At 62.8% G+C, this 11883-nt stretch carries 10 protein-coding genes; 5 read left to right on the top strand and 5 right to left on the bottom strand.

Annotated elements, in window-relative coordinates; genetic code table 11:
- Positions 1-308: 308 nt before the first annotated feature.
- The 5 genes from AD659_RS13940 (at position 309) to AD659_RS13920 (ending at position 6302) form a co-directional block, all read left to right on the top strand.
- On the top strand, positions 309-689 hold the full coding sequence (locus AD659_RS13940; RefSeq protein WP_053122132.1) for a response regulator transcription factor: 381 nt from the start codon (positions 309-311) through the stop codon (positions 687-689).
- Between the two features lie 312 nt (positions 690-1001).
- Positions 1002-2405: an efflux transporter outer membrane subunit gene (locus AD659_RS13935; RefSeq protein WP_231987704.1), complete on the top strand. Its 1404-nt coding sequence runs from the start codon at positions 1002-1004 to the stop codon at positions 2403-2405.
- Positions 2402-3964 (top strand): MFS transporter, encoded by a 1563-nt coding sequence (locus tag AD659_RS13930; protein WP_053122128.1) that lies wholly within the window; start codon positions 2402-2404, stop codon positions 3962-3964. The genes AD659_RS13935 and AD659_RS13930 overlap by 4 nt, the downstream gene beginning before the upstream one ends.
- A 6-nt stretch (positions 3965-3970) precedes the next feature.
- Positions 3971-5002, top strand: a complete 1032-nt coding sequence (locus tag AD659_RS13925; RefSeq protein WP_053122126.1) for an HlyD family secretion protein — start codon at positions 3971-3973, stop codon at positions 5000-5002.
- Between the two features lie 196 nt (positions 5003-5198).
- Entirely contained in the window at positions 5199-6302 is a 1104-nt protein-coding gene (locus tag AD659_RS13920) for a sigma-54 interaction domain-containing protein (protein ID WP_053122124.1), read from the top strand.
- Positions 6303-6360: 58 nt separating this feature from the next.
- Here AD659_RS13920 and AD659_RS13915 read toward each other — a convergent pair whose 3' ends face one another.
- The 5 genes from AD659_RS13915 to AD659_RS13895 all read right to left on the bottom strand — a co-directional run bounded on the left by AD659_RS13915 (position 6361) and on the right by AD659_RS13895 (position 11879).
- Positions 6361-7686 (bottom strand): ABC transporter substrate-binding protein, encoded by a 1326-nt coding sequence (locus tag AD659_RS13915; RefSeq protein ID WP_053122122.1) that lies wholly within the window; start codon positions 7684-7686, stop codon positions 6361-6363.
- Between the two features lie 72 nt (positions 7687-7758).
- Positions 7759-8826, bottom strand: coding sequence for a branched-chain amino acid ABC transporter permease (locus AD659_RS13910; protein WP_053122120.1), 1068 nt, complete (start codon positions 8824-8826; stop codon positions 7759-7761).
- 11 nt (positions 8827-8837) lie between these two features.
- Positions 8838-9719, bottom strand: a complete 882-nt coding sequence (locus AD659_RS13905; RefSeq protein ID WP_053122118.1) for a branched-chain amino acid ABC transporter permease — start codon at positions 9717-9719, stop codon at positions 8838-8840.
- Between the two features lie 203 nt (positions 9720-9922).
- On the bottom strand, positions 9923-10705 hold the full coding sequence (locus tag AD659_RS13900) for an ABC transporter ATP-binding protein (RefSeq protein ID WP_053122115.1): 783 nt from the start codon (positions 10703-10705) through the stop codon (positions 9923-9925).
- A 13-nt stretch (positions 10706-10718) separates the two neighbouring features.
- Positions 10719-11879 carry an AMP-binding protein gene (locus AD659_RS13895; RefSeq protein WP_053122111.1) on the bottom strand — a complete coding sequence of 387 codons (1161 nt, stop codon included), beginning with the start codon at positions 11877-11879 and terminating at the stop codon, positions 10719-10721.
- Positions 11880-11883 lie beyond the last annotated feature (4 nt).

Below are 11883 nucleotides of genomic sequence, written 5' to 3'. Positions count from 1 at the left end.
TGCCGCACTTTGCCGTCGGCTGTCGTCCAGTGTCGTGTCGCCCTTGCCGATAGCGTCGCCTGGGGCGACTTCCGTGGCGGAGCTGGATGCCTGTGGTTCAAGCGTGTGCCGGGATCCAGGACGGGTCGTGTTGCGCTCTTTAGATTAGCGCCTCCCGCAAGCCCTTCCCAGTGTTTTCATGGCCTGGCGCAAGCCCCGGCAACCGGTGCCGAGCCTTTGGTTTTAGCGCGTTATACGTAGGTATACTTCTGCGACTTATGGGAGCGCGTATCGTGTCATCACGACAGGCGCTGTTACGAGCGATCCCTATGACGCAAGCCACCTTGCTACGCAATAAGACGACCATCGCCGTTGTTGATGATGACGAATCCGTTCGGAGGGCTCTGGATAGTCTCCTGCGTTCCAGTGGCTATAAAGTTCGAACCTATTGCAGCGCCATCGAGTTCCTGGACGCCGAGGCTCAGGCCGACACGCACTGTCTGGTTTCCGATATCCAGATGCCGGGCATGAGCGGTGTAGAGCTGCATGAACGGCTCGGTGCCATGGGCTTGCGGATTCCCACCATCTTCATCACCGCTTATCCGGACCTGGGTGCACATACGCCGGGGTTGGTCGCTTGCTTGCCCAAACCTTGTGATGCCGACAAGCTGCTGGATTGCATCGAGATGGCCTTGCGTCCGGCACGCTGAGGTTGATGTGTGGATCGCCCCTTAGTGTGTACATCCGTTTCTTCGGTAACGGATATACACCCCCCTTTACTGGCCCAAACACATACCTTCGTATAAATCCCCCGCCACCGAGGTATGACTTGGCTGACCCGATGTAGAAGTGCCCTCGCCGCAACCATTCAATACCATGACCCCACAGCGGACGACTCGCTATCCAGGATCGATCGAGCCCAGGCGCACGCTCACGCAGCGGCGCTGCAACCTTGTGGGGAACTGCCCATGTCGGCTTTTTTCGAGCTACTTCAACCCTGTTTGAAACCCATGGTCGTACTCATGACACTCGCCCTCGCCGGCTGTGCGGTGGGACCAGACTTCGTGCAACCCGGGAGCGAACTTGGCGCAGCGCAACTGACGCCCCGGCCCGAGCTAGGCAGCGGTGACTCCCTGTCCGCTGCCGCCGTTCCCAGCCAATGGTGGCAACTGTTCAACGACCCGCTGCTCGCCCTGCTACAGTCCCGGGCGCAGGCCGGCAACCTTGATTTGCAGATGGCCGCCGAACGCATCGAACAAAGCCGGGCGCAACTGGGAATTACCGCTTCACGGCTGCTGCCCAACGTCGGCGCCAATGCCAGCTACGCCCGGGAGGCCATTAGCGAACATGGCAAGTTCGCCGCGCTGGGAGCCCCTACCGATCCCAGCAATTTCTGGCAGCTGGGTTTCGATGCCAGTTGGGAAATCGATTTGTGGGGCCGGGCTCGCCGTGCGCGCGAGGGCGCGGCGGCAACCCTGGAAGCTACCGTTTATGATCGTGAGGCCGCACGGGTCGCCTTATCCGCCGAAGTGGCACGGACCTATTTGCAATTGCGTGGCACCCAGGCGCAACTGGACATCGCGCGGCAGAACCTGACAATCGCCGAGCGCACCCTGGGCCTGGCCGAAAGCCGCGAGCGCAATGGCGTAGCGACCCACTTCGAAACCTCCTCCGCTCGGGCGCAGTTGGCGACGATCAAGGCCATGCTTCCCGAGCTGGCCCAGCGTCGCAACGCCCAGATGAATGCCCTTGCGCTGTTGATGAGTGAACCGCCTCGCGCACTCGATGCACAACTGCGCCACGCCATGCCCCTGCCCTCGCTGCCCACCCGGGTGCCGGTCGGTGTGCCGTCTGAACTGGCCCAGCGACGCCCCGACATCCTGCGCGCCGAAGCGCAGCTCCACGCCGCCACCGCGGCCATCGGCGTGGCCAAGGCCGATTTCTACCCTCGTATCGGCTTGAAAGGGCGAATCGGCGTGGAAGCGTTCGACAGTGGCGACCTGGCCAGCTGGGACGCTCGCTTCTTTTCCATAGGGCCGACGGTTTACCTGCCGATCTTCCAGGGTGGCCGCCTGGTGCAGCGCCTGGTCTTGAACGAATCGCGGCAAAAGACCGCCGCCCTGGCTTATCGGCAAACCGTATTGCGCGCCTGGCACGAAGTGGATGATGCCTTGGACGCTTGGGCCGCCCAACAACGCCAACATGACGAATGGCGGGTGTCGTATGAGCAGAACAAGCAAGCATTGCACGCGGCTGAACGCGGCTATCAACAAGGTGCCACCGACTACCTGAGCGTCCTCACGGCGCAACTGAACCTGCTCGCCAGCCAGACCAGCCTCAATGCCAGTGCCACCAACGCCACGCTGACCGTGGTCAACCTCTACAAATCCCTGGGCGGCGGTTGGACCCCGGAGCAAGTCCAATGAACAGCGTTGCCTTGTCACCAGCGCCCGTCGCGGCCAGCGAAGCCCCCTTGGCCAAATCTTCGAAACGCCCGCTGGTCGGTCTGGCCGGGATCTTTCTCGCGGCCATGATGGCGGGGCTGAACACCCGGGTCGGCGCGCTGGCGCTGGCGGACGTGAGAGGCGCGCTGGGCTTTGGCTTGGACGATGCGTCCTGGCTGACCACGGCGTATAGCGCCGGGGAACTGATCGCCATGCCCTTTTCAGCGTGGTTTGCCCTGACGCTCTCACTCCGGCGCCTCGAACTGTGGATGCTCGCCACGTGTACCTCGCTGGCGCTGCTCCTACCGTTCATTCATGACCTCGACCTGCTACTGGGCCTGCGTTTTGTGCAAGGCATCGCCAGCGGCACGACGATCCCGTTGCTGATGATGGCGGCCCTGAAATTCCTGCCTCCCCCCATACGGTTGTATGGCCTGGCGATGTACGCGATGACCGCGACCTTCGCGCCCAACCTGGCCATCTGGCTGGCGGGGCATTGGACAGATGAACTGCTGGACTGGCGTTGGGTGTACTGGCAGATCATCCCTCTGGCCCTGATCGCTGCCGGCTTGATTGCCTGGGGGTTGCCACGGGACCCGGTTCAGTTCCCACGCTTTCGCCAGGCCAATTGGGCCGGCATGGCCTGCGGTGTCCCGGCGCTTGGCCTGCTGACCGTCGCCCTGGATCAAGGCATACGACTGGATTGGTTTCATTCAGCGTTGATCACGTCGACACTGGTCGCAGGCCTGGCGTTGCTGGCGATTTACCTGCTGACTGAGTGGTTCCATCCCTCACCGTTCATCAAGTTGCAGATCCTCGGGCGTCGCAACCTGGGGCTGGGCTGCATCCTGTTCGTCTCGTTGCTGGTGGTGCTGCTGTCCAGTTCGTTGCTACCGGCCAGTTACCTCGGGCCGCTGCAGGACTATCGCCCGTTGCAGATGGCCACGATCGGGCTGATCGTCGCGCTGCCGCAACTACTCCTCGGAGCTTTGGTGGCACTGCTGCTGTACCAGAAATGGGTCGATGCGCGCCTCATGTTCGCGTTGGGGCTGTGCCTGGTCGCCCTGGCCTGTCTCTGCGGCGCGCAATTGACCAGCGGCTGGAACCGCGACCAGTTCGTCGTGGCGCAAACGCTGCAAGCCCTGGGGCAGCCGATGGCGGTGGTGTCGATGCTGTTTCTCATCACCAGCGTGGTGCAGCCCACCGAAGGCCCTTATGTGTCGGGCACCATCAACACCCTGCGCGCCTTCGGGTCGTTGTTCGGGGCGGCGCTGGTCGGGCAGTTCGTGGTCGTGCGCAGCCGCTTCCACGGGGAAATGTTGCTGGACCAGGCGGCCCTGGCAAGCAATGCCCTGGCCTTCGCGCCGCAGCCCTCACAACTGGCGGGCATCGTCGGCCAGCAGTCAATGGTCTTGTCGATCGCCGATGCCTATCGCGTACTGGGGCTGCTGGCAGTGCTGTTGATTCCCCTCGTACTGCGACTGACCTACATCCCTGCGCCTGTCATCCAGGCTGCCTCACCTCCGTCCTTACAGGGGTAATTCATCATGGCCTTACCGAAAAAAACCCAAATCTTCAGCGTTGCGCTGCTCGTCGTAGCAACCGGTGCTGTTTTCTACCTTAATCGCCCCGAATCCAGCGCATCGATACAATCAACGGATGATGCCTATGTCCACGCCGACTTCACCACAGTCGCGCCGCAAGTGTCCGGTACGGTCGAGACGGTGTTGATCGAAGACAACCAGCGGGTCGAGAAAGGCGACTTGTTGGCGACGTTGGACGACCGTGATTTCGTCGCCGCCGTGAACGCGGCCAAAGCCCAGGTTGCCAGTGCCCGGGCCAGCATCGTCAGCCTGCAAGCGCACCTGAGCCGACAGCAGACCGCCATTCGCCAGGCGCAAGCGGCGGTGACCGCGGACGAAGCGGCGCTGAAACTGGCCAGTGCCAACCAAGCGCGGTATCGCAATTTGGCCAACGATGGCTCGGGCACCGTGCAAGCGCGGCAACAGGCCGAAGCGCAATTGAGCATCCAACGGGCGCGCCGGGACAAGAGCGAGGCAGGCCTGCAGGCCGCCCGGCAGCAAGTGGATGTCCTCAGGGCCGATATGGAAAAAGCCCAGGCCACCCTCGCCCATGCCCAGGCCACGCAGGCCATCGAGGAACTGAAGCTGTCCTATACCCGTATCACGGCGCCGATCGCCGGCACCATCGGACAGAAATCCGTGCGCATCGGCGCATTCGTGAATACCGGGCAACCGTTGCTGGCGATTGTGCCGCTCGACGCCGTCTACATCACCGCCAACTTCCGCGAGACGCAACTGGCGCACGTCGCGATGGGCCAGGCCGTGGACATCACGGTCGATGCGTTGCCGGGCGAGTCGCTGCTCGGCACCGTGCAGAGCCTTGGACCGGCCAGCGGCGTCAGCTATTCAGCCGTTGCGCCACACAACGCTACCGGCAACTTCACCAAGATCGTCCAGCGCTTGCCCGTGCGCATTCGCATCGACCCCGATCAACCCGCAGCGGCGAAACTGCGCGTGGGGATGTCCGTGACCCCGCATATCCGTATTGATGGATAAAAGCCAAGCCCCCCCCGGACTGTGGGGAGCGAGCCTTGCTCCCACAGTCGCCTAAGCAAATAACTTAAAGTTATTTATTATCATTTTTTTAGATCATTTAGATTAAGCCTTAAGCCCAATGGCTTCCGTGGTGCTGCCATCAAGGAGCGTTGGCGCCCACCTTCCGTCACGGCAATCTCATTAGCGGGCCACCGTCATGCAGCTTCTAACGCTACCTCCCTCCCCCGGCCTGGCCACCTCGATTCGTGCCACCGCCCAGGTCTTCGAAGACCCCACCTCCCGCGCCTTGCTGGCTCATCTGCAACAAGTCGCGCCCAGTGATGCCAGCGTGTTGATCATCGGCCAGACCGGGACCGGCAAGGAACTGGTGGCGCGCCATGTCCACAACCTCAGCGCCCGCCGCCACAAGCCGTTCGTTGCGGTCAACTGCGGGGCGTTTTCCGAGACCCTGGTGGAGGCCGAGCTGTTCGGGCATGAAAAAGGCGCCTTCACCGGCGCGTTGACAGCCAAGGCCGGTTGGTTCGAGGAAGCGGACGGCGGCACCCTGTTCCTCGATGAAATCGGGGACCTGCCGTTGCCGATCCAGGTCAAGCTGCTGCGGGTATTGCAGGAACGTGAAGTGGTCCGGCTGGGTTCGCGCAAAAGCATCAAGATCGACGTACGAGTGTTGGCGGCCACCAACGTACAGCTGGAAAAAGCCATCAACGCCGGGCATTTTCGCGAAGACCTCTATTACCGGCTGAACGTGGTCAATCTGGTGCTCAAGCCGTTGCGTGAGCGTCCTGGCGACATCCTGCCGTTGATACGCCACTTCATCGCGCAGTACAGCCACCGACTCGGCCACGGCGAAGTGACGCTGGATGCCCAGGCGCAACGCAAGTTGCTCGATTATTCCTGGCCGGGGAATATCCGCGAGCTGGAAAACGTCATTCATCACACGTTGCTGATTTGCCGCAACAAAGTGATCGGTGTGCAGGACTTGCACCTGTCGAACTTGCGCATCGAGCGCCAGGACAATTTTCCGGAATCGGTCCCTCAAAGTGCAGAGACGCTTTTGCAGAAGGCCTTCGAGAAACTGCTCGAGCAGGCGCATGGCGATGTGTATGAAAAGGTCGAGGCCGAGTTGTTGCGCACGGCCTACCGGTACGCCAATTGCAATCAGGTCCATACCGCCAGCCTGCTGGGCCTGAGCCGCAACGTCACCCGCACGTTGCTGATCAGGATTGGCGAACTGGTGGTCAATCGACGCCGCCCGGCCCTGGACACGCGGGATGGCCGAGTGATCAACCTGTCGACCTGAGCCCACACCTTTGTGGCGAGATAGCGACCTGACGCCCGCGCCCGGTCGCCATGATGCCTCAGGATTCCTTGCTGCAATCACGCGGGGTAATGCCTTTTTCCCGGGCGTACTGGTGCGAAGACGCTTCGATGATCGGCCGCAACAAGGCGCGGTCGGCCTGCACCCAGTCACTGATCAGCTTCCACTGGCTACCGTCCCATTGCTGGAAGCGCACCGCACCACCGCCTTCATGGTCCGAGCACGACAACTGCAACGGCTGCACCAGGCCCAACGCCCCCAGTTCCTTGAGCCGGGCGTCGTCGAGCTTGAGGTGCTCGAAGCCCCAGCGCACCTGCTCGCCGGTCAGGGGTTGCTTGCCGAATTTCTGCTGGGCAATACGCAGCGCTTCGACGTTGAGGATGCCGTTGACCACGCCGAGGTTGTAGTACACGGTGCCGAAACGCTTGGGATCGGCCAGGTCGCCATGGCCGGCGTCGACCACTTGCTGCTTGATGCCCTGCAACACCGGGAAATCAGTGCCTGAAGGGTGCGTGGTGATGGCGATAAAGCCTTTGGCCGCAGCACCGGCCGGCGCGGCATCATCTTCGGAGTTGCTCCAGATGTTGCCAATGATGTGGTCGGCCGGGAAACCGACTTTCTGCGCGGTTTTCAGCGCCACCGGGTTCATCACCCCCCAACCGCGCAGGATCACCCAATCGGGTTTTTCCCGACGGATATTCAGCCATTGCGATTGTTGTTCGTTGCCCGGGTGTGGCACCTCCAGCAAGGTCAGCGCAAAGCCGTACTTGTCAGCCAGGGTTTGCAGGACCTCGTTGGTTTCCTTGCCGTAGGGCGAGCCGTGATACAGGGTGACGATCTTCAAGCCCTTGAGCTTGTCCAACCCGCCGGCGCGCTGGCCGATGTAGTTGATGATCGCCGAAACCTCGGAGTACGGATTCAACTGCAAGGGGAAGACGTAGGGAAACACGCTGCCATCGGTGGAGTCGGTACGACCGTGGTTGATGGTGATCAGCGGCAGCTTGTCAGCCGTCGAACGCTCCAGCGTGGCGTAGGCAATGCCCACCGACAGCGGGTTGGTGGCCGCCGCCGGCGCGCCGTTCAAGCCTTTCTTCAGACGTTCGTAGCACTCCACGCCTTTTTCGACCACGTATTCGGTTTCGCACTCGCTCCAGGTCAGCTTGACGCCGTTCACCCCGCCGTTGGCGTTGACGTACTTGAGGTAGTCGATGAAGCCGCCGAAAAAACCGGTGCCGCCGGCCGCATAAGGGCCGACGCGATAGCTTTGCAGCGGGAAGTATTGTTCGTTGTCCGCCTGAACGGCGAAGGCCGCGGTGGTGAGGCTCAGGGCCAGTGCCAGGCTGCTGGCGAATGATCGTTTGAACATCGGATTTTCCTTGTCATGAAGCTGTAGGTAAGCCAACAAAATGGAACTGCAAACCCGCGCTGTGCGCATCGCTCAGTAGCGCAATGGCCACAGCCGTGCGCGCTGGCGAAATCTCTGCCAGAGGCGCGCAAGGCCCTCTGGCTCCTTGATCAGGAACAGAATGATCAGGGCGCCGAATAGCATCTTCTGAAGGTTCTCCACCTGGCCGGCGTCCACCAGCCCGCCAGGCAGCAGCGACACCAGGTTCGAGAGCAACACCGGAAACAGCACGATGAAGGCCGCGCCGAGGAAGTTGCCCAACAGGCTGCCGAGGCCGCCGATAATGATGATGAACAGGATCTGGAACGACCGATTGAGGTCGAACCCGTGGGGCTCCACCGTGCCCAGGTAAGCGAAGGCCCAGAGCGCGCCGGCCACCCCGAGGAAAAAACCACTGATGGCGAACGCCAGCAGCTTGGTTTTCGCCAACGCAATGCCGATGACCGAGGCGGCGGTGTCCATGTCGCGCACCGCCATCCAGTTGCGCCCCAACTCGCTGCGCACCAGGTTCTTGCCCAACCAGAACAGCGCCACCACCACGCTCAGGGTCAACAGATAGCGGCCGGCGGGCGCGTCGAGGCTCACCCCGAACACCTCCAGGCGCGGCGCACTGATCACGCCCGAGGCGCTGTTGTTGGAAAACCAACTGAACCGGGTCAGCGCCCAGGTCACGAAGAACTGCGCCGCCAAGGTCGAGACCAGCAGGTAGAAACCTTTGATGCGCAGGCTCGGCAGGCCGAACAACACTGCCACCAGCGCCGCCGTCAATCCGCCCAGGGCAATGCTGACCAACAACGGCAAGCCGGCGACGCGTATTTCAAGGTTGTAGGTGGCAAAGGCCCCCACCGCCATGAACGCCGCTGAACCGAGGGACAGTTGCCCGGCATAACCGGTGAGCAAGTTGAGCCCCAACCCGGCCAGGGACAGCACCAGGAACGGAATCAGGATCGCACTGAACCAGTAGTCATTGCCCAGCCAGGGCACCCCGACGAAGGCAAACAGCAGCAACGCGACCAGGCCGTGACGGTCCTGGCGCAGAGCGAAGATCCGGCGGTCCTGGGCGTAGCGGGTGTTGAACTGGCCTGCTTCTCGATAAAACATAAGTGCTCCCCCTAAACCCGTTCGATGGCCCGTTCGCCAAACAACCCCGCCGGACGCACCAGCAGGAACAGCAGCGCCAGCACATAGGGAAACCAGTTCTCGATGCCACTGCCGATGAAGGGCCCGAGGTAAACCTCCGCCAGCTTCTCCGAAGCACCGATGATCAAGCCGCCGACAATCGCCCCGCTGATGGAGGTGAAGCCGCCGATGATCAACACCGGCAAGGCCTTGAGCACCACCAGCGAGAGCGAGAACTGCACACCGAGGCGCGCGCCCCAGAGCAGGCCGGCGACCAACCCGACAAACCCTGCCACCGCCCACACCACCACCCAGACCCGCTGCAAGCGGATGCCCACGGCCAGCGCCGCCAACGGGTCATCGGCCACCGCCCGCAACGACAACCCGAGCCGGGTCTTGTTGAACAGCCAGGACAACAGCAGTACCAGGCACGCTGCCGTCACCGCGGCAAAAATGTCGAACTGCGACAACAACATCCCGCCCAGCTCCAGCGGTTCATCGCTGATGCCCAGTTCCAGGCCGTGCACCTGGGCGCCCCACAGCGCCTGGGCGAAGCCTTCGATGACGTAGGACAGGCCGAGGGTGGCCATGAACAGCGTGATCGGCGACCGGTTGACCAAGGGCCGCAGCACCACCCGCTCCACGGCCACGGCGATCAGCACCATGGCCGCCAGGCTGATGAGGAACGCCAGCCAGAACGGCACGCCGCGCTCCAGCAGGCTGACGAAGGTCAGCGCCGAGAACAGCACCATCGCGCCCTGGGCGAAATTGAACACCCCGGAGGCCTTGTAGATCAGCACGAAACCGATGGCCACCAAGGCGTACATCACCCCCGCCAGCAACCCGCCAATCAATACTTCAAAGAAAAATTCCATCGCTGTTCCTAATACTGTTCGGTCAATACAAACGAGGATCCTGTGGCCAGAGATTGCTCCCGCTGGGCTGCGCAGTAGGAGCTGTCGAGCGGAGCGAGGCTGCGATCTTTCCCCAGACACGTGAGTCTCAAGCGAAAGATCAAAAGATCGCAGGCTTCGCCAGCTCCTACAGAGCCCAGCGGGAAGGCGTTAAATATTCGGTGTCAGTGGCGAGTGCCCAGGTAGGCCGAAATGACCTCGGGGTTCTGCCGTACGTCTTCGGGCGAGCCGTCGCCGATCTTGCGCCCGTAATCGAGCACCACCACGTGGTCGCTGATGCCCATGACCACGCCGATGTCGTGCTCGATCAACACCACTGTCGTGCCCAGCTCACGGTTGATGTCGACGATAAAGCGGCTCATCTGCTGCTTCTCGTCGGCGTTCATCCCGGCCATGGGCTCATCCAGCAGCAACAGCCGAGGCTCCGCCGCCAGCGCGCGGGCCAGCTCGACCCGCTTCTGCAAGCCATAGGGCAGCGTGCCCACCAAGGTGTCGCGCCAGGGCTGCAAGTGCAGGAACGCGATGACCCGCTCGGCCGCTTCGCGCTGGCGGTCATCCTCGGCCCGGGCGCGACCGATGCGCAGCGCCTGCTCGATCCAGGTGCTGCGGCGCTTGAGGTTGCGTCCGGTGAGCACGTTGTCGAGCACGCTCATGCCCTTGAACAGCGCGATATTCTGGAAGGTCCGGGCGATACCGCGCACCGCCACGTCGTGGGGGCGCATCCGGCGCCGCTCCTGTCGATCGAAACGGATGTGCCCGTCCTGGGCCTGGTACACACCACTGATGACATTCAACAACGAACTTTTGCCGGCACCGTTGGGACCGATCAAGGCGCAGATTTCACCGGTGGCGACGCGAAAGCTGATGTCCGTGACCGCTTTGACGCCTTTGAATGACAGCGAAATATGCTCCAGCTCCAACAGATGCGTGACGGTCGTCTGGGTCATGGGGCGTCTCCTCTCAGGCCAGTTGCGACTGGAGCCGGGTCCAGTCATCGGTGGTGTGCCGCACCCGGTTCGACGGCGCTTCCCAGTGGGCCGCATCGTCCCACTGGCGAACCTTGATACCCAATGCCTGGAAAAAGGCCTGGGTTTCGGGCGGCAAGGCATCGCCCACCAGCAGCGGCGCGCGGGTTCGGGAAAAACCCAGCACGTCGCGCAAAGGCCGGCGAACCAGCCAGTTCCCCAGATGCCTTTGCAGGAAGTCCGGATGGGCCGCCAACGCCCAGTCCACCAACCGGCGCGGCCAACTGCCCGGCGCCGGCAAACGTTCCAGCGCATAGCGGTGCAAACGCTCGTAGGTTTCCCGCGTCCCGGCCACCAGCGTCGGGCCCAACTCGCGCCGGTCGCGATCGCGGGTCGCCAGGTTCTCAGGGAAGTTCAGGCGAAAACCGGCCATCAACCAGGGCGCCAGCAGATAGCGAGCTTGCCCACCCGAGGCGAACGCCCGTGCGGCCAATGCCTCTTCCTGCCGGCCCAGGCCTTCGCGCACCAGCAACCGCTGGCCTTCCTGCAACAGCTCGGCGTGGCTGACACGTTGCTCTTCAATCGCCTGCCCAGTCCCGCGATAAAAGACAAAGGCCGTTTGCAGCACTCGCCCTTGCGGCGCCAGATCATCGATTGGCCGCTCGGCAACCAGCGCGGCGTAATCCAGCGCTTGCGCAAATGGCGCCGAATCCGACAGGCCACGCTTGTCGAGGTAGACCCACACCCTCACCGCCACCTGCGCGGCACGCAGACGCAGCATTTCTTCCAGGCCTTCGACCAGGACGAAATCCGGTTGCAGCGTGGCGAGCCGTTGCACCTGTTCGGCCGCTGCTTCCAGCGGATCCAACAAACTCGCCACGCCACCCAGCCACTGCGCGGCCAATGCGGCAAGCAGCGCCTGCGGCCTGGGTCGGCTGATGATCGTCAGGGTCGCGCCCACCGCAAAACCGCGGGCCTGCAGGGCAGTCGCCAAACGGCGCACCTCGTCGGCCACGTGCGCCCAGGTCCGCTCCTGCCAGACACCCAGGTGCTTGTGGCGCAGCGCGACGTCCGTGCCGTGCGCTAGCGCCTGGTGCTGCAACCACTGGGGCAAACTGGCCGGGACCGCATCGGGGGTGTCGGTGAACGTGCTCATGCTG

The organism is Pseudomonas thivervalensis (assembly GCF_001269655.1).
Lineage (GTDB): Bacteria > Pseudomonadota > Gammaproteobacteria > Pseudomonadales > Pseudomonadaceae > Aquipseudomonas > Aquipseudomonas thivervalensis.
Note: the sequence above shows the minus strand (reverse complement) of the source record. Positions and strands in the feature narration are given on the sequence as shown.